17 protein-coding genes are annotated in these 18617 nt (G+C 62.1%); 9 read left to right on the top strand and 8 right to left on the bottom strand.

Annotated features, from left to right (window positions below; translation table 11 throughout):
• Positions 1-30: 30 nt before the first annotated feature.
• Both P0D80_RS26020 and P0D80_RS26015 read right to left on the bottom strand, forming a co-directional pair.
• Positions 31-594 carry a hypothetical protein gene (locus P0D80_RS26020; RefSeq protein ID WP_408176062.1) on the bottom strand — a complete coding sequence of 188 codons (564 nt, stop codon included), beginning with the start codon at positions 592-594 and terminating at the stop codon, positions 31-33.
• Positions 595-978: 384 nt separating this feature from the next.
• Positions 979-1731 carry an SDR family oxidoreductase gene (locus P0D80_RS26015; RefSeq protein WP_408287565.1) on the bottom strand — a complete coding sequence of 251 codons (753 nt, stop codon included), beginning with the start codon at positions 1729-1731 and terminating at the stop codon, positions 979-981.
• A 190-nt stretch (positions 1732-1921) separates the two neighbouring features.
• Between P0D80_RS26015 and pdxR the strand changes: the two genes are divergently transcribed.
• Positions 1922-3373: a MocR-like pyridoxine biosynthesis transcription factor PdxR gene (pdxR, locus tag P0D80_RS26010; RefSeq protein WP_408287562.1), complete on the top strand. Its 1452-nt coding sequence runs from the start codon at positions 1922-1924 to the stop codon at positions 3371-3373.
• Between the two features lie 175 nt (positions 3374-3548).
• On the opposite strand, the gene P0D80_RS26005 is transcribed toward pdxR, so the two are convergent.
• Both P0D80_RS26005 and P0D80_RS26000 read right to left on the bottom strand, forming a co-directional pair.
• A complete protein-coding gene (locus P0D80_RS26005; protein ID WP_408287559.1) occupies positions 3549-4223 on the bottom strand; it encodes an FMN-dependent NADH-azoreductase in 675 nt (224 codons plus the stop codon).
• The gene (locus P0D80_RS26000; RefSeq protein WP_408176069.1) at positions 4220-4687 is read right to left on the bottom strand and encodes a GNAT family N-acetyltransferase; all 468 of its coding nucleotides are present in this window, start codon (positions 4685-4687) and stop codon (positions 4220-4222) included. Before P0D80_RS26000 ends, P0D80_RS26005 begins: the two co-directional genes overlap by 4 nt.
• A gap of 295 nt (positions 4688-4982) precedes the next feature.
• Here P0D80_RS26000 and P0D80_RS25995 point away from each other — a divergent pair, with 295 nt between their 5' ends.
• Positions 4983-5405 (top strand): hypothetical protein, encoded by a 423-nt coding sequence (locus P0D80_RS25995; RefSeq protein WP_408287556.1) that lies wholly within the window; start codon positions 4983-4985, stop codon positions 5403-5405.
• Positions 5406-5534: 129 nt separating this feature from the next.
• Here P0D80_RS25995 and P0D80_RS25990 read toward each other — a convergent pair whose 3' ends face one another.
• Complete coding sequence (locus P0D80_RS25990) at positions 5535-7130, bottom strand: ABC transporter substrate-binding protein (protein ID WP_408287553.1); 1596 nt, start codon at positions 7128-7130, stop codon at positions 5535-5537.
• 42 nt (positions 7131-7172) lie between these two features.
• Complete coding sequence (locus tag P0D80_RS25985; RefSeq protein WP_408287550.1) at positions 7173-9242, bottom strand: FAD-dependent oxidoreductase; 2070 nt, start codon at positions 9240-9242, stop codon at positions 7173-7175.
• A 97-nt stretch (positions 9243-9339) separates the two neighbouring features.
• On the opposite strand from P0D80_RS25985, the gene P0D80_RS25980 reads away from it, so the two are divergent.
• From P0D80_RS25980 to P0D80_RS25955, 6 genes are all read left to right on the top strand, one after another.
• A complete protein-coding gene (locus P0D80_RS25980; RefSeq protein ID WP_408287548.1) occupies positions 9340-10287 on the top strand; it encodes a LysR substrate-binding domain-containing protein in 948 nt (315 codons plus the stop codon).
• Between the two features lie 117 nt (positions 10288-10404).
• Positions 10405-10887, top strand: a complete 483-nt coding sequence (locus tag P0D80_RS25975; protein ID WP_408176076.1) for a cupin domain-containing protein — start codon at positions 10405-10407, stop codon at positions 10885-10887.
• Between the two features lie 321 nt (positions 10888-11208).
• Positions 11209-12189: an ABC transporter substrate-binding protein gene (locus P0D80_RS25970; protein ID WP_408287544.1), complete on the top strand. Its 981-nt coding sequence runs from the start codon at positions 11209-11211 to the stop codon at positions 12187-12189.
• 81 nt (positions 12190-12270) lie between these two features.
• On the top strand, positions 12271-13245 hold the full coding sequence (locus P0D80_RS25965) for an ABC transporter permease subunit (protein ID WP_408287541.1): 975 nt from the start codon (positions 12271-12273) through the stop codon (positions 13243-13245).
• Entirely contained in the window at positions 13242-14021 is a 780-nt protein-coding gene (locus P0D80_RS25960; RefSeq protein WP_408176081.1) for an ATP-binding cassette domain-containing protein, read from the top strand. The genes P0D80_RS25965 and P0D80_RS25960 overlap by 4 nt, the downstream gene beginning before the upstream one ends.
• A 471-nt stretch (positions 14022-14492) precedes the next feature.
• A complete protein-coding gene (locus P0D80_RS25955; protein ID WP_408287538.1) occupies positions 14493-15974 on the top strand; it encodes a diguanylate cyclase domain-containing protein in 1482 nt (493 codons plus the stop codon).
• A 207-nt stretch (positions 15975-16181) separates the two neighbouring features.
• Here P0D80_RS25955 and P0D80_RS25950 read toward each other — a convergent pair whose 3' ends face one another.
• Positions 16182-16475, bottom strand: coding sequence for a hypothetical protein (locus P0D80_RS25950; RefSeq protein ID WP_408176085.1), 294 nt, complete (start codon positions 16473-16475; stop codon positions 16182-16184).
• A 110-nt stretch (positions 16476-16585) separates the two neighbouring features.
• Between P0D80_RS25950 and P0D80_RS25945 the strand changes: the two genes are divergently transcribed.
• A complete protein-coding gene (locus tag P0D80_RS25945; protein WP_408287532.1) occupies positions 16586-17551 on the top strand; it encodes a GlxA family transcriptional regulator in 966 nt (321 codons plus the stop codon).
• Positions 17552-17676: 125 nt separating this feature from the next.
• Here P0D80_RS25945 and P0D80_RS25940 read toward each other — a convergent pair whose 3' ends face one another.
• Positions 17677-18396, bottom strand: a complete 720-nt coding sequence (locus P0D80_RS25940) for a hypothetical protein (protein ID WP_408287529.1) — start codon at positions 18394-18396, stop codon at positions 17677-17679.
• Positions 18397-18617 lie beyond the last annotated feature (221 nt).

Below are 18617 nucleotides of genomic sequence, written 5' to 3'. Positions count from 1 at the left end.
AATCCCAGCAGCCGTTGCCTTCAATCGAGATCAGAAAAAGGTATCCAACTCGTAATCCCGTTCGCCGGAAAATCCCATTGGATAGACGGAGGCGATAAATAACTCGCCGCCGATTTTGCGAATATTGATCGCAGCGCTCGTAACCTGTTTAGGTACGTCGCCGTTTTGCTCAAACCCGTAAATTGTGCCGTCTGTTACCGGAATGTTTTGGATCCATTTCTGCGGGTTGCCGACGTTATTGTCCAACTCGTCGAGCGCTTGTTGTCCCTGTGTGCTGTTCAGCAGATATTGAGTGAGCCGGGCGGACGTATACCGATTCTCGGTACGGCTCTTTTTCAGCATATTCTTTTGGAGCGGTTTAAGCGCAACGAGGCCTGACGGGTGGTCGCCACTATGATTTCGTTGCTCGATGTGTCCCCGATGCATGTATTCATGCCCTTGCTTTTTTCCGGTATTGTTGTAAGGGATTCGACCGTCAGGTACTTGTCCGACAGGGCGGGGTGAGCCTGGCCCGTTTGTCAGTTCGTGACCGTTGCTACGATCGATCGCTCCCATGGCTTCTTCAATCGTGTAGTGCTTCTTCACATTCGGCATTTTTGTCACCCAGCGAAATGGATATGAACTTTAGGCGAGGATTGAGCGCTCCGTCCAAAACGAGACGGTATCTCCTGAAGCCTCGACGTTAACGGAACACTCGAGGCGTCTGTTTATTCCAGGTGCGCTGCTTTAAACCGATCGCTCGTCCTCAACTTACATTCATAGCGCTCACGGCGTGGGCTGAAAAAGGAACCACCTGGCATTGCGCATCGCAGAGGGATTTCGCACGAAGAAGATCGACGCGTGCAAAGCGTGATGCCAGGAACTCTCGAATGATGCTTTACCCAAAAAATTTTAATTCGGTTCCAACGCCGATTGAGCGGACGGCTCCGATCAACGCAAATGTAGACGCGTTGATTCAGGTTTCGCTTAAACCCGCAATCAACCCTTTTTAGCCTGCGCCAGCCACTGCTCGAGACCGACGCGGCCAATCCGCGCGTCGCCGAGCGGCACGAGCGATTGTTCCTCGACGAGGCCGCCGTAGTACCGCGCGGCGCGATCCGTCACCACCGGGCGCGCGTCGCCCACCGATTTCAGATAACGCGCGATGATTTCCGCGAAGGGCGCGCGGTCTGGGCCGGCGATGTCGACCGTGCCGTTCAGCGGCGCAGCGAGTGCGACCTGCGCGAGGTTCGCCACGACATCGTCGACGGCGATCGGCTGAAACAGTCCTTCGCCGATGCGCACGGTGCCGCTGTCCGTGCTGAAATCCGCGATACCGCCGATGAACTCCATGAACTGCGTCGCGCGCACGATCGTGTACGGCACGCCCGCGGCTTTGATCACCTCTTCCTGCGCGACCTTGGCCGTGAAATACGCGTTCTCCGGCGAGCGGTCGCAGCCGACGATCGATAGCGCGACGTGATGGCGCACCCCTGCAGCCGCTTCGGCCTTGCCGAGGTTGCGCGCCGAGGTGCGGAAGAAGTCGAGTACCGCTTGCGGCTCCCATGACGGCGCGTTCGTCACATCCACGACGACGTCCGCGCCCGCGAGCGCGTCGCTCAGGCCGTCGCCCGTCACGCTGTTCACGCCGGTACGCGGCGACGCGGGGAGCGCTTCATGGCCCGCCTCGCTGAGCAGCGTGACGAGACGCGATCCGATCAGGCCGGACCCACCGATTACGACGATTTTCATGGCAGATTCTCCAGAAGAGAGTAAAGGAACGCGCGGGGCGCCGGGCGAGTGGCGTATCGCGTAAAAGTGTTCGCCGCCGTCGCATCGCGTGAGGCCATTGTGGAAGAATCATGCTCGATCGAAAAGTGCCAAGAATTATCGACCCGACTAGTCCAGCCCGTTTGCCGCTCACCTTGCCCGCGAGACCGTCATGACCGTACCGACTCCCGCTTTGACCATCGAAATCGATCGACAGCAGCAGTTGCCGATCTATCTGCAGATCTGCGAGCGCTTCAGGACCGCGATCGCCGCCGGACATCTGCGTCCCGGCGATCGCGTGCCCGCGCTGCGCGGCCTCGCCACGCAGCTGAACACGGCGCGCGGCACGGTCGAGCTCGCCTACACGATCCTCGTCGACGAGGGCTACCTGCAGATGCGCGGCGCGGCGGGCACGTTCGTATCGCCGTCGCTGCCGGCATCGGTGATGCGCTCGTCGCGTGCGCAAGGTGTTCAGGATGCTCGCGGCAGTCAAGGCGCTGAAGGTGCCGCGACGCCGCGGACGCCAATTGAATCGCGCGATGGTCAAGTGGCGGCGCGCCAGCTGGCCGTCACCGTCACCATGAGCGGCGAGCCAAGGCCGTTGCAACCCGGGCTGCCCGCGCTCGACGCGTTTCCAACCAAGGTCTGGAACCGGCTCGTTGCGCATCGCGCGCGCAGCGGCGCACGCGCGATGCTCGCGTATCCGGACCCGGCCGGCTACCGGCCGCTGCGCGAACATATCGCTACCTATCTCGGGCTGTCGCGCGGCGTGACCTGCCTGCCGGAACAGGTGTTCGTGACCGGCGGCTACCGTGCGACGCTCGAACTCGTGTTGCGCAGTCTCGCCCGCCCGAACGATCGCGTGTGGTTCGAGGATCCCGGCTATCTGCTGGCGCGCGGTTTTCTCGCCGAGACCGGCGTGCAACTCGTGGCGGTGCCGGTGGATAGCGAAGGGATCGACGTCGAGCGCGGCACACTGCTGGATGCGCAGGCGCGCTTCGCCATGGTCACGCCGTCGCATCAAAGCCCGCTTGGGCACACGCTGTCGCTCGCGAGACGCATGGCGCTGCTGGATTGGGCAGGGAAGGCGTCCCGCTGGATCATCGAGGACGACTACGACAGCGAGTTCCGCTATCTGGGCCGGCCCTTGCCGGCTTTAAAGAGCCTCGACCGGCGCGATCGCGTGATCTATTGCGGCACGTTCAGCAAGGTGATGTTTCCCGGATTGCGGCTCGCGTATGTGGTGGTGCCGGAGCGGGCCGTCGAGCGCGTCGGGCGGGTGGCGCGCAGCATGAACGCCGGATCGCCGACGCTATTGCAGGCCGCCGTGGCGGATTTCATTGGACAGGGGCATTTTGCGCGGCATCTGAAGCGCATGCGCGCGTTGTACGCCGAGCGGCGCGTGCTGATCGTGCGCGCGCTGGAGCAGGCGTTTGGCGAACGGCTGATTGTCGATTTGCCGCCAGGTGGAATTCAGTTCGCAGTGCAGTTCGCCGAAGGCCCCATTGGCCCGGTCGACGATGTCGCCGTCGCCGCGCGCGCCCGCGAGGGGGGCTCGCGGTGCTGCCGCTTTCGATCTGGTACGCGAATAGCCGCGCGCGGCGCGCGCTGCGCGGCCTCGTGATGGGCTTCGCTAACATTACCGATGCGGATGAAGCAGGCCGTCTCGCGCGAACGTTGCGTGCGTGTCTGGACGGCTGACGCGCGGGGTATGTCTCCAGATCGCGAATTGGCGCAACGCTTCACGCCTTCGCACGATGCGACAAGAGCGCTCTCGGAACGCATTCAGTCCGCGTGCTCTATGCGCTCCGCGCAGCCGAACCCGCCGTCGCCGTCGCATTGCCGGCCGCCAGCGCGGCGAGCGAGGCGAACACTGCATCTCCGGTAAGTTGGGCGCGCGCCGCATCGAGCGCTTCGGCCACCGTTGCTTCGCCCACTACGAGCCCCTGCAGGAGAAGAAACTGCACGCTTTGGATGCCGATCGAGCCGAGCGCGTAGCGCAGATACGGTGTCAGGAAATCCGGCTGCCGCGCGCGTTCGCCGCTATGCACGCCGCCCGAACCGACGATCACGATGCTCGGCCGGTCGCGCATCAGTCCGACCTTGCCTTCCGGCGTAGAGGCGAACGTGCGATGAATGCGCAGCGTGTAGTCGATCCACAGCTTGAGCGCTGCCGGCACCGTGAAGTTGTGCATCGGCGTGTTGATAATGAGCGCATCCGTCGTTTCGATTTCACCGATCAGTTGCTCCGAGACGTCGAATTGCGCGTTATCCGGCGTACGCGACGTGACAGCGCGGGCATAGTCGCGGGCGACGGGCGGCAGCGGTGCGGCTGCCAGGTCGCGTTCGATCACCTGGATGGCCGATGCAGCGGGTGTGGCGTGCCGGCGCAGCATGCCGACGATCTCGTCGGCGAAACGGTAGCCGTGACTCGCCTCGCCATGCGGGCTGGCATTGAGCAGCAAAATTCTCATGACGTTAGTCCGGCAGGATGGGAAAGAGAGGCGAGCGGTTCGACGAAGTGCATGCCGCGAGCGAGCAGTCCATTGCGGAAATAGAAGCGTTGCGCAAGCGGCATGTGCAGGCCCGTGTCGAGCACGAATTGTGCGCAGCCGGCTTCGCGCGCAATCTGCCGTACCGCGTCGAGCAGTTGCGCGCCGACGCCGCCACGCTGCAGGCTGCCATCGACAACCAGATCGTCGACATAGACGAAGCGGCCATACAGCAGATTAGTCAGCGTGCGATAACCGGCGAGGCCGACGATGCTGCCCGCGTCGGACGCAGCGAGCAGGCGATAGCCTTCGGCATGCTGTCTGGCCACCTGCGCGGCGAACGAGGGCGCGTCCGTCAGGTGCGGGCGCAACTGGCGCATGACGTCGAATGCGGGCAGCAGCGCATCGGGCGTGTCGAGGTGAACGAAGCGAAGCGAGGCGGGCATGTGTGTCTCCACAGGGAACGATGCTCACGATACCCCGCGCACGGCTCGGTCAACAGAGCCAAGAATCCACAATTCGACCGAGCCATCCGGCGCATGCGGTGTGCCGCCAGATAGCCGAACGGCGTCCATATCTGCGGCACAGCACACACACATGGCGGAAGTTTAGTCATCCGGCGCACATTGTGCTGCGCATCGTCTCTGTAGAACTCAGGACTGGGTGACGGCGCAATACGGGTACTGGCTCGGTGCGCGTCCCCGAAAAAACCAAATCGAAAAAACAAACGGGGAGTAACACATGTTGACAACATGGGGACACGGCATCTCACTCGCGATCATGCTCGCGGCAAGTGCTGCCGCGCACGCCGATGTGGACTGCGACGGCGGACGCGGCGGATACCGCTTTCAAACATCGGATGGCTGGTTTCAAAGCGACAAGCTGAAGCATTTCGCGGTCTCGGCGCCTTTCGGTGCGCTCGGCGCTTATCTGACACGCGACACCGAGCATCCCGTCATTTACGGCACGCTCATCGGCACGGTACCTGGCTTGATCAAGGAAGGCATCGACGGCACCTGCCGTAGCAGCGGCTTTTCCTACAAGGATCTGGTTGCGGACCTGGCGGGCGCGTTGTCGGGGGCATTGCTGACCAATTGGGCCATCACCCTCAGTCGCGATGCGCGCGGCCACACCGTCGCGATCTCCTATACCAATCGCTTCTGAGTGACGAGGCGCGATCACTTCCCTCCGTGACGCCTCCCTTTTGCGGAGGCAGGTTCGTCGAACGTGCGAGCATTGTCTTTGGCGCCGCTGGCATTCGCGAGGCCAGTTACAGCGCCCGCGAACGCTCGATCACGCGGCGTCGAGCCAGGCAAATTCCGCAAAGCGGTAGCCCATCAAGCGTCCCGAAGGCGAACCGGCGAGCCCTTTGACATGGCTGCTATGCGCGTCGATGAAGTTGATGAACGCAGGAATGATGATGCTGCCTTTCTCGTAGACGATGGTCTGCATATCGCCGTACATCTGCTTGCGCCTGGTTTCGTCCTTCTCCTGGCGCGCCTGCACCAGAAGCTCGTCGAACTGCGCATTCTTCCAGCCCGACTCGTTCCACACGGAGTCCGACTTGAAGAATTGCGTGTAGAGCAGATCGAGCGTCGGCCGCGGCAGGATCGAGCCGTAGGTCATTGGATGCTTCATCCAGTGCGTCGACCAGTAGCCGTCAGCGGGCACGCGGCGCACGTCGAGTTTGAGGTCGGTCTGCATCGCGGCTTGCTGCAACATCTGCGCGGAATCGAGTGCGGATTCGATCGAAGGCGGCGCCACCATTTCCGCCGCCGTGCCGGACAGATTGGCTTTCTTGATGAGCGACTTCGCGCGGTCGGGGTCGTAAGTGCGCTGCGGCAGTCCCGCGAGATAGTACGGGTGCCAAGCGGGAACCGGATGATCGTTGCCGATGGTCGCATAGCCGCGCAGCAGTGTCTTCTGAATGCGCTCGCGATCATGCAGGGACTTGATCGCCTGGACGAACTCGGGGTTGCGGGTGGGCGTCGCGTCCTGACGCAGGATGAGATCGGTGTAGAGACCCGACTGGCTTTCGAGCACGCCGAAGCCGCCGGCGCGCTTGAGGCGCTCGACGTCCCGCGCGGGCACCGGCGAGACGAGCTGAATATCGCCGGCGAGCAGTGCGTTCAGGCGCGCGGCATCGTCGACGATGCCGACAAGCTGCACTTCGTCGAGATACGGCGGTCCCGGCTTCCAGAAGTTCGGATTGCGCGTGCCGACGCATCGGCCGCCCGGCATGAATTCCTTGCAGACGAACGGACCCGTGCCGTTGCCCTTGGAGAAATCCTTCGTGCCGGCGGCGACGATGACAAAATGCGGCACGGCGAGCAGCGCGGGCAGATCGACGTTGGGCGCGTTCAGCACGATCTCCACTTGCAGCGGCCCTGTCGCCTTGACAGAGTCGATGGCATCGGCAATCGATTTGGCTTTCGACGCCGTCATCGGGTCCTTGTGGCGCGAGAGCGAGAACACGATATCGTCCGCCGTGAGCGGCTTGCCGTCGTGAAAATGCACGTTCGGCTTGAGCTTGACTGTCCACCGCTTGTGATCGCTGGTGTCGAATGACTCGGCGAGTGCGTTTTGCACCTTGAAGTTGCTGTCGAACTCGGTCAGGCCGCTGTAGAAGATGAACATGCGCGAGTAGTCGGCGGTATGCGAGGCCTTCGCGGGATCGAGCGAATCGGACTGCGACTGGTTGGCCGTCGCGACGCGCAGGATGCCGCCTTGACGCGGCTTTGCAACGGCAGCGGCGGCCGCAGTCGCGGTCGTGGCCGCGCCGGCCCATGCGGACCAGCCTGCGGTTGCGGCGGCGCCGGCCGCGAGAAGCGTTTTCACGGCACGCCTGCGTTCGAGGTCGGGGTTATCGCTGTCGGGAGGCATGGCCATGGTCTGTCCTTTGAGTTCTGATCGAGCGGGAAGGGTGTTCGCCTACATCGCGACGCAGAGGCGATACGCGTCATAGATCGCTGTATGGATGTCGCGCGACGCCACCGCGTCGCCGATCCGGTAAAGATGGAACTGCGCGTCGCCGTTTGCCGCCTGCAAGACCGGCTGCGCGTTTCCGCGGGCGAATGCGGCGAGGTCAATCTGGCCGTCGTTGACCGAGTGCACGCGGGCGGCCTCGAAGAGATCGTCCACCGCGAGGGTCCCGCGTTCGACGACCACATGCTCCGCTTCCAGCTCCACGAGCTCGTCGGTCAACTGATGCCTGAAGATCGCGCGCAGCATGCCCGAGTTGTCCTGCCGCACCTCGCGCCGCACTTCGACCAGTTCGAGATGGGCGCGCACCGGCACCTGCCACTTTTCGAGGTTGCGCATCCACACGAGGTCGTCGCCCTTGCCGCCGGTTTCCTGCGCGGGCAACGCGTCGAGCACGGCGAGGCGCACGTCGAGTCCCGCCGACACGAAGCGCTCGGCGCATAGATAGGCGTTATGACGGCCGGTGCCGTCGTAGACGAGCACGCGGCCGGCTCGCGGCGGTGTATCCGACAACGCATCGACCACCGAACGGCACGATTCGCCGCCCGGCAGCGCGTCGAGATCGGGCGTGCCGCCGGTCGCCACGATCACCACGTCCGGGCGCTCCTGGAGTACGTCGCCGAGTTCGGCGTACTGGTTGTAGCGGATGTCGACCCCCAGCCGTTCCAGTTCGGCGAGACGCCAGTCGACGATGCCGATCAGATCCTTGCGCCAGCTTCCCGATGCCGCGAGCAGCACTTGTCCGCCTGCGCGGTCGGCCGCTTCGAGCAGCGTGACCCGATGGCCCCGGCTCGCGCACGCGCGCGCCGCTTCGAGTCCGGCCGGCCCCGCGCCGACGATCAGCACATGGCGAGGCGCCGCGGCCGGCGCAATGTCGTGCGGCAGGAAGGTTTCGCGCGCGGTCGCCGCGTTGTGGATACAGGTCGCCTTCGTATTGCGGCAATGCGAGCCGCCGACGCAAGGGCGCGCGGCCTCCTCGCGGCCCGTCTCGATGAGCCGCACGAGATGCGGCTCCGCGATGTGCGCGCGCGTCATGCCCACCAGGTCGATGAGGCCCTCGCCGATCGCATAGCGCGCGGTGGCGAGATCGGCGATCTTGGCGGCGTGAAAGACCGGCAGCCGCACCGCGCGCCGGAACGCGGCGGCCTTGGAGAGCCACGGCGCGGACGGCATGAACATGCCGGGCATGCTGTTGACGACCAGCGACATCTTCGTGTCCATGCGTCCGTAGACCACGTTGAAGAAGTCGAAAAGCTCGCTCTGCTGCAGGATGCGGGCCATTTCCAGACTTTCTTCGAAGCTGCAGCCGTCTTCGAGCGCGAAGCGCAAGCCGACTGGATAGGCATCGCCGACTTCCTTGCGGATCGCCTCGTGAACCTCGATCGCAAAGCGGCACCGGTTCGCGGCCGAGCCGCCATAGCGGTCGCTGCGCAGGTTGACGGCCGGGTTGAGGAACTGCCCGATCAGATGGCCGCCCGCATGCGTCTCCAGGCCGTCGAGCCCGCCTTCCAGGCAGCGGCGCGCCGCGCGTCCGAAGTCGGCCACGATGCGCTTGATGTCGTGCTCGCTCATCGCTTGCGGGATCGCGCGATGCAGCGTTTCGCGGCGCGGCGACGGCGCGAGCATCGGCAGCCACGGTTCGGCGTACGGATCGCCGCGCCGGCCGAGATGGGTGATCTGACACATCAGGGCGGCGCCGTGGGCGTGCACGCGTTCGGAGAAGTGCCGCAGATGCGGGACGACCTCGTCGACGCCCATGTTGATCTGCTGGAACGTGTTGGGACTGTCGATGCTCACGTTCGACGAGCCGCCGAACATGGTGAGCCCGATGCCTCCCCTGGCCTTTTCCTCGTGATAGCGTTGATAGACTTCTTGCGGAAATTCGTTTTGAATGAGACGGCTCGCGTGGCTCGTGCTCATCACGCGGTTCTTCAGCACCAGGTGCTTGAGCGTCAGCGGTTGCAGCAAGGGATCAGACGAAGCGGCTGGCCGCACTTCGTCCGCGTTGTGCTCTGTCATGTCGGGACTCTTTCGATGGGTCTGCCGACAAAGTAGAGTTGCCCTGAAAGCGCGTCAATTTACATGTTCGTCAACGTGGATAACATGGTGTTAGCAGATGGGACTTAGACTTCCTTCGCTTCAAGGGCTGCTCGTTTTCGAGGCCGCCGCGCGTCATATGAGCCTCACGCGTGCGGCGCTCGAACTGAACGTGACGCCGGTCGCGGTGAGCCGCATGGTGGCGCGTCTCGAAGACGCGCTCGGCTTCCAGCTGTTCTCGCGCACAAAAACCGGACTGGCCCTCACCGACGAGGGCGCGAAACTGCACGTCGCGGTGGCCTTGGGTTTCGGCCAGGTGAGCGACACGATCACCGAACTGAAGAGCCGCAAGGAAGAGAGCGAGACGGTCACGCTCTCCATCTCCAGCGGGTTCGCGTCGCAGTGGCTGCTGCCGCGCCTCGAGCGCTTTCAGCATGCGTTTCCTTCGGTGAACCTGCGCTTGCAGGTGATGGCAAGCCGCCTGTACGGTCCGCTCGATGGCGCCGATCTCGGCATTCGTTTGCATAAGCCCGGTTCCGAGCACGATGCGCTCTGTTTCTGTCCGGAGCTGATCATCGCCGTGTGCAGCCCGGGCTATCTCGCGGAGCACGGCCCCCTCGACGCGCCGCGTCAGGCGGGCGGTCACACGCTGATTCACCTCGAGCCGACGACGCATACGTGGGCCGACTATTTCGAGCTGACGCGGGTGATGAACCATGCATCCGCGAAACACGCCAGCTACTCCGATCCGGGCCTCGCGCTGCAGGGCGCCATGCTCGGGCACGGGGCGCTGCTCGGCTGGCTTCTCGCGGTCGCCGCGCCGCTCAATACAGGGGCGGTCGTCCCCGCGTCGGACCGGTTGGTGGAGACGGGTTGCAATTACGTGCTGGAATGCCGTACGCGCGAGCCATCGGGATCGGTGCGCAAGGTGTCCGAATGGCTGATCGACGAGATGCGCGCAGAGCTGGCAAAGGTCGCGCCGATACTGGCGTCGCTGGAACGAATAAGGAGTGGCGCATTGAATTGATGCTGGCAGCACGGGCCGAACGTGAGAGTCGATCAGCGCCCGTGCGGCGAATGACGGCGTTTCGTCGAACTCTCGGTAACCCGTTATCATCTTTCTCGTCCTCAAGGAGAACAAGCGATGGGTCGCCCCGATTTCATCAAACACTGGACCGAACTGGAAGAACCCCATGCGCATTGCTATCGCGGCGATTCAGAGCCGATGGGCCTTGACGCGCCACTCTCCGCCGCGATGGGTATTACGCGGATCGGCATTCATCATGTGAGGCTTCTGCCGGGTCGGCGCACTTCATATCCGCACGCCGAAAGCACCGAACAGGAGTTCGTCTACGTGCTTCACGGCAAGCCCGATGTCTGGATCGACGGCGTTCTGCATGCTCTTGCCGAAGGCGACTCGGTGGCGTTTCCGGCCGGCACCGGTATCTGCCACACCTTCATCAACAATACTGAAGACGAAGTCAGGCTGATGGTGATCGGTGAGCGGCCGCGCGAAGACAACCGTATCCGGTATCCGCTCAACGAAGCGCACGAACTGACGCGCGCGGACCGCTGGACGGACTGGCCGATCAGGCCGATCGGTGATCACAACGGCATGCCGGACTGACCGCGTGCGTGCTGGGCGGACGGCACGGCATTGCCTCAAGGTCGATCGATTCGAATCGCCGGGACCTGGCGCCGCGAGACACCACCATACAGGCCGCAAGGCTGCGCCGCCGACGCGGCGCGTGGTAGGCGAGACCGCAGCCGGGGCACAGGGCAATCCCGGCCCATCAGCGCGACTATGCGGAAACGATGCAGGAAAACACCAGGGTCGATCCTGACGCTCGTCAGTATACTGGCCAACTGCCGGACGCCGTCACTTCGGGAAGGTCAGAACGAGTCAGGTCAGGCGCCGTTCGTCGGACTCAACAGGAGGAAGACAAAAATGAAGCGCATCGTTTCCCACTATCTGATTGCACTTGCAACGATCGTTGCATCTTCGCTCACGGGGCCGGCTTATGCGGATGCCGCGCATCCCGTCGTCGCGTTGCTGCCGGGCGTCACCGATCCTTTCTACTTCACGATGCACCGCGGCGCCGAGCGGGCCGCAAACGAAGAACGCGTCCAGTTGTTATTCCAGGTGCCGAAGGCATGGAACACCACGGAGCAGGTGCCGATCCTCAAGGCGTTCATTGCCAAACGCCCGGATGTCCTGCTGGTTTCACCGGTCGACAAGCAGCAACTGATCGGACCGCTGAAGGAAGCGGCCGACGCCGGCATCAAGGTCATCACGGTCGATACGTATATCGGCGACGGCCACTATCAGACCGGCAAGGGCGACGCGGATTTCCCGTTGTCCTACATTGCTTCGGATAACCTGGAAGGCGGGCGCGTGGCGGCGCGCTCGCTCGCGAAGGCCATCGGCGACAAGGGCACGGTCTATTGCGAAAACAACAAGCCGGGCATATCGAGTACCGATGCGCGTGCCGAGGGTTTCCTGGACGAGATGAAGAAGCACCCGAACATCAAGGTGCTGCAGACGCAATATAACGAGGACGATGCGAACCGCGCTGCATCCCACGTCGCCGCGGTGCTCGCGCGCAACCCCGACCTTGCCGGCGTGTTCGGTGCCAACACGTTCTCCGGCAGCGGCGCCGCCCAAGGCGTCAAGGCGGCCGGCAAGCAAGGCGTTGTCAAGGTGGTGGTGTTCGACGCCGTGCCTGGCATCGACCAGCAGATCAAAAGCGGCCTCGTGGATATCGCGATCGCGCAGCGCCCGGATGAAATCGGCTATTACGGCGTGAAGTTCGCGGCAGACGTGATTCGCGGCAAGAAGATTCCGCCCTTCAAGAGCACCGGCTTCGTGGTGCTCGACAAGACGAACATCGATCAGCCGGACATGAAGAAGTACATCTATTCGAACTAGCCAAGCGCTGTCGAACGAGGACCTATCCCGGCGTGCGCCGCAGCGCGCACGCACGTCATTTCCGATTTCCCGGACGACTCGATGGACAACTCACGGCTCGACAGGCTCGCACTGATCAGCAGGCTCTGGCCTTGGCTTTTCCTGTGTGCGCTACTGGTGTTTTTCGAAGTCTGGGCGCGGATAGCGGATCATCGCTCGTTCATCTTCAACGCCTACAACCTGCAGTCGATCGGACTGGCGGCCAGCGCGCCGCTACTGCTCGCGATCGGCCAGACGTTCGTGATCATCACGGCGGGCATCGATCTGTCGGTAGGTTTTGTGATGGGGCTGGCTGCCGTGTGTGTCGCGCAATTCACGCTACTGGGCAGCGGCTCGCCGTGGATCCTGCTGTTCTCCATTCCCCTGACCGTCGGGGTATGCGCGATTCCGGGGCTCGTCAACGGCGTACTGATTGCGCGGCTCGGTGTGCCCGCCTTCATCGGCACGCTCGGCATGTATGGTGTCGCACGAGGTGTGGGTTTTCTGGCGGCGGGCAGCGGCATGACCGTGGCGGTGGACAATGCCGGCCTCGCGTGGCTCGGGCGCGGCTGGACGCCGGTGGCGCTGACCGCCGTTTTGCTGGTCGTGATGCATGTCGTGCTGTCGAAGACGCGGTTCGGCCAGTACACCTATGCAATCGGCGGCAATCCACAGTCGGCGATCCGCGCCGGCATCAATGTCAGGCGTCATCTGCTGGTGATCTATCTGATCGCCGCTGCGTTTGCCGCTGTCGGCGGCATCGTCTATACGGCGCGCTTTGCAGCGGGCGCTGCCAACGCCGGGGAGCCAATGCTGCTCGACTCGATTGCAGCAGTCGTGATCGGCGGGGCGAGTCTATTCGGCGGGACCGGCAATGTCATCGGCACGCTGATTGGCGCACTGATCATCGCGGTGATCGAGTTCGGACTGGTATTCATCGACGTCAACGCGTTTTGGCAATTCATCGTGGTCGGCATCGTCATCATCATGTCGGTGCTGATCGATCAGTACAAGGAACGTCTCGGAGGCGCCCAATGAGCACCCCGATCCTCGAGGCGCGCGATATCTCGATCCGCTTCGGCGGCGTAGAGGCGTTGCGGCGCGTCTCGCTGCAACTGATGGCGGGCGAAGTGCTCGCGCTCGCCGGCGACAACGGCGCGGGCAAGTCGACGCTCATCAAGATCCTCTCCGGTGTCTACCATGCCGACGCGGGCCACTTGCTGTTCAACGGATCACCCTTGCAGCTGCGCGACCCGCAGGACGCTCGCGCGCAGGGGATCGAGACGATCTATCAGGATCTCGCGCTCGCCGACAACCTCGATGTCGGCAGCAATATCTTCCTCGGACGCGAGCCGACGCGCCGGCAATTCGGGCTTCAGGTCATCGACCGGCCGCGCATGGCGCAGGTCGCACGCGAAGTGCTCGAGCGCCTCGATATCGTGATTCCCGAGCGCAAGCTCGGTGGTCCGGTGAAGATGCTCTCCGGCGGCCAGCGGCAGGCGATTGCGATCGGCCGCGCCATTTACTGGAATGCGCGTGTTCTGATCATGGACGAGCCGACTGCCGCGCTCGGCGTACCCGAACAACGCAAGGTCATGGAATTGATCGCCGCGCTGAAAGCCCAAGGCGTGTCCGTGATTCTGATCTCGCATAATCTTCACGACATTTTTGCCATTGCCGATCGCATCGTCGTGCTGCGGCGCGGTGAGGTCGCCGGCGAACGGCTCGTGGCCGGGACTAACGGCGACGAGATCGTGCATCTGATCGTCGGCGATACGTACGCGAGCACTAATACGCGGGGATCGGGCCACTGAGCGATGCGCCGGCCGACAAATCGGCGCGGATCGGGCGACACATTCCCGAATCCCAAGAGACGACAGTTTCGTTATTGAGTCGCCCGCTTTGGCAGCGGGAGGTTATTTGATAATGGAAAAATCATTGCACTGGATAATTTATTTATAGCGGAATATTTGAGTTGTCGGAATTCAATGGAATATAAAAGTTTCTCGCTTGCCAAAACGGAATCGCGACTGTTCCAAGTTTAGGCTCCGGGCGTGCCAGTCGCGGAGCAGCCGTCATCGACCGACGATTTGATACGCTGTCTACCGCGTATAGCACTTCATCTATTTCATCAGACAATACGATCGTCCTTTTTTATTTCGCCAGAAACAATAAACTTTTTGCGAGGTTTGTCGTTAAAGCATTGCGCGACCTAAGAAACGCCGGCCCGTTACTTTCGGTGCACTGAGAGATTCGCGTTCGCCTGTGCAGTGTGAAAATGAACCATGGATCGAACAATTTACGCCACGAACAGCATCAGATCCTCCCGCCACGCGCTCGTTCTGGTGCCCGCGCTGACCGTTCTGGTCCTCGGCATCTTGTGGGTAACCATACTGTTGCGCTTGCAGGTCGAGAAAGCATCCGTGATGCGCGACACACGCGTGGCTGCCCGAACGCTGGCCGATGCTTTAGAAACCCATACGTTGAAGACCGTCCACGATGTCGACGAGATCGCGTTGCTGGTCAAATACGGATACGAACGTACGCCGCAAACCTTCGATCTGGCAGCGTATCGTGCCTACGGGCTGATTACCGCGGACACGGCACTACAGGTCACCATTGCGGGTGCCGACGGCCGCGTGATTGCATCGACTTTGCCATTTTCGGGGACGGTTGATCTCAAGGACCGGGAACATTTCCGGGTCCACCTTTCCCCTGCCAACATCGGGCTCTTCATCAGCCAGCCTGTGATCGGACGTATTTCCAGGCAGTGGTCCGTTCAGGCAACCCGCCGTATCGATCGCCCCGATGGAGGTTTCGGCGGGGTAGTGATCGTCTCGGAAGATCCGGCTTATCTGACCGATGGCTTTTACAACAATGCCGCGCTGGGCGAGCGAGGCATGATTGCCGTTTTGTCCGGTCGTGGGTTCATATTGTCGCGTCGTGCGGGTAATTCACCGAGCCGGTCTGGCGAGGCGCTGCCGAGTAGCTATGTCCCACTCGGCAAGACGGTGCTGGCCGACTTCTCCGATCCGATCGATCATGTCGAACGTGTGGTTGCAAGCCGCCATCTCGAGAAATATGGTTTGACCGTCGTCGCCGGCCTTTCCGTCGACGAGGCGCTGGACGATTACTACAGGATGCGTCGCGTGTATGTGACGATGGCCTCGACCATCACGGTGATGCTCGCGGCACTATCGGCCTGGATTACTGCTCTGATCGTCAAACTCCTCAACGGTAAAGAAGAATTGCGGCGTCTTTCTCAAACGGACCGGCTGACGGATTTACCGAACCGCGGCAAAATTGTGGACCTGCTCGACGAGGCGATCGCGGCACCGGGCGCGGTCGGAAAAGTCGCTGTCATTTTTGTCGATCTGGATAACTTCAAAGACCTCAACGATACGTACGGCCACCAGTGCGGCGACGAAGTGCTGGCTATGGTGGCGACGCGCCTCCAGGCTACCGTACAGGAGCGTGGCGTAGTAGGGCGCCTCGGCGGAGATGAGTTCCTTCTTGTACTCACGACTGACGCTATAACCGACGTAGTCGAACAGATGGTCACCGAATTGACCGCTGCTCTACAGGCTCCCCTGAATTCACGTTGGGGTGTTGAGACGGTCGGTGCGAGCTTCGGTATTGCTATTCTGAATGCGGGTGAGGACTCGTGTGAACTCATCAGGAAGGCGGACTTCGCGATGTATCAAGCCAAGAATCGCGATTCCGCTTATCGAATAGATTCAAGCACAGACCGCATTTTTGCCGGGTGAGTTTTCCATTGCGCGGGCAAGAGGGACCGACTCGAAGACCACGTGAGGCCGCCGTGAGTTTTTTCGAGGGAAGACTTAATCAAGTCGTGCATGCTGGGTATCTTTCTGGATCGGCCCTTCGAAGCGGGCGATCCATCGCCAGCGCAACCTTATTCGATTGCTCGTTAGGATCACGAAGCTGAGATGGATCGCCGTTCATGGCAATGCTTACTTGCCTTGAATCAGCATGCCAAGCGGAGCGAGCGGGCCGACGGGCAACAGATCGAACTTCATCAGCTCAGAAGCGGTGAGCGGCAACGCATCCACTGCCGCCTTGGCGTGTTCGACCGACTGGACTTCCATGAGAAAGATCACGCCGGCCGCGTTCTCACGGAACCAGAACTGTTCGATCTTGCCATCGAGGTAGAGCTTGAGCGTGTCGGGAACTTCCTTCGGCATGATCTGCTGGCGCTGGTCTGGCGTGAGCGGCTGAACGAGCGATCCAATAGCGAAAACTTTCATGAGTGACCTCCTGAGTCAATCTTCATTGGGATGTGCAACGGGGATCACTGTAGCGGTCGGGCAGAAAAACCGGTATCGTCGTAAATGCCAACTTTAGGGTCGTTTACGCCATGCGCATTTCCATACTTGCCCTTGATGGATTGTTCGACACCGGGCTCACCGTCCTGCTCGACGCGTTCACGCTCGCCAATAAATTTTCAGCCCTGCAAATGGGCGGAACACCTTATTTCGATGTGTCGATCGTCGGCGTGCGAAAGAGGGTTCGGTCCGGACAAGGGTTGGTCATACCCGTGCACGCAGTCACCGCGGACTTGAAGCCGGACTGGGTCATCGTTCCTGCACTGAATACCGGAGCGCCGGAGCAGCTGATCCCAGCTCTCGATCGACCGGACGTGAGGAAAGCCAAGGCGCAACTGGTGGAATGGCATGCTGAAGGCGCGCGTATCGCCGCGTCCTGCATCGGGACGTTCCTTCTGGCGGAAACCGGACTGCTCGATCACCGGGAAGCGACGACGACGTGGTGGCTCGGTCCGCTATTTCGGCAACGCTATCCAAATGTTTTGCTCGACGAGTCTCGCATGCTGGTGCCGACAGACGTGGGCGTGACGGCCGGCGCGGCGATGGGGCATCTCGATCTCGCCCTGTGGTTGATACGCAAGGCTAGCCCCGAACTGGCGACCGTCGTCTCCCGTTACCTGCTTGCCGATATTCGCTCCTCGCAGGCGCCTTACATCATTCCCAACCATCTGGCGCAGGCGGATCCGCTTATTCTTCGCTTCGAACGGTGGGCACGAGACCATCTCAAGGCCGGGTTCTCGCTGCAGGAAGCCGCCAACGCGCTGGCGACGAGCGCGCGGTCATTGCAACGCCGGTGTCAGGAGGTGCTCGGCAAGTCGCCGCTGGCCTACTTCCAGGATCTACGTGTCGAACGTGCGCAGTCTCTCCTGCACGGCAGCGGTCTCGGCCTCGACGCCATCGCTGCCGAGGTAGGTTACGTCGACGGAGCGACGTTACGAACACTTTTGCGTCAGCGCCTGGGACGGGGAGTGCGCGATCTTCGCGCCGACCTGCGCTGACGGCGCTCACTTCGGTATTCGAGGTGGAAATCGCTGTGGTTCGGGCGGCCACGCACCGTCGTGGGTCAGAGTCCGCTTGCGGCGCGGTAACGTTCCGCGCGCCGCTGCTGTTGTGCGCTTCTGCGTTACCCCAACGAGTTCGCCAGAGCGCGCAGCGTTTGGCTCGGATCATCTTCGATGGGTGAACCGTGCGACACGAGAATGCGTTTCAGCGACGGCAGTTCCGCCCACTCCAGAAGCTGAGCGCGCAGCGCCTCTTTATCCGCGACGAGGATCAGCTTCACCGGCTTCGGAATATGCGGTTCGTCGCCCGCGAACCCCATCATGCGCAGGAACCAGCCGCCGAACCCGGATTCATGGCGAATGTTGCCGACCAGATCGTTCAATACCAGCGTCGTACCGTTCTGCGTGCGGATGACGAGCGCCGCCTCATGTCCACGCGTTCCAGGGACCGTGACGAACTGCACGTTCGGATCTCCGAAGCCGGGGTCCGTCGTGTCGACGTGCACCGCTTCTTCCACCTTCGCCCGCGACCCTTCGGGCGCAACGACATGCATTAACGGGTAGCGCTCTTTCCAGATTTTTGCGTCCAGCCGATGATGGTCGTTGGGCACCACCAGAAAGGCGGGGCGCCCGTAGTCTTCGAGCGCTTGCATCTCGAGTTCATCGAGCGCAATTGCGCTGAATATGACCAGTCGCGAGTCGTTCAAACGCGCCACCGTCATACGTCGCGGGAGGTCGGTGAGCGGCATATGGAGTTCGCCGGTCACGGTGAGAACGTTTTCGTCGACTTCTGTGAGCTTGTCGTGCGGCAAGACTTTCCACTGCTGAAAAGGCTTGGTCATGGTTGGTCTCCTTTGCTGGAGGCAGTCACCGTAGATATGCAGTGTGCGCGCAAATAGAGTACCGTCAAGCGGATGATGTGAATGACGCGTGTGCTCTCCGCGTCCATCGCACACAGGCTCTGAGCCCATGTGAAGCGGTCCCCAACCCGGTCAGAACGGCAACAGTTTTCGAACCTGATATTGCGGCAGGAACTATTCGGAAATTCCCTTCGCCTCCATGC

Origin of the sequence: Paraburkholderia sp. RL17-373-BIF-A (genome assembly GCF_046030175.1) — a bacterium.
Taxonomy (GTDB): domain Bacteria; phylum Pseudomonadota; class Gammaproteobacteria; order Burkholderiales; family Burkholderiaceae; genus Paraburkholderia.
The sequence above is the reverse complement of the archived record's forward strand: the minus strand, read 5'-3'. Positions and strand labels throughout refer to the sequence as shown.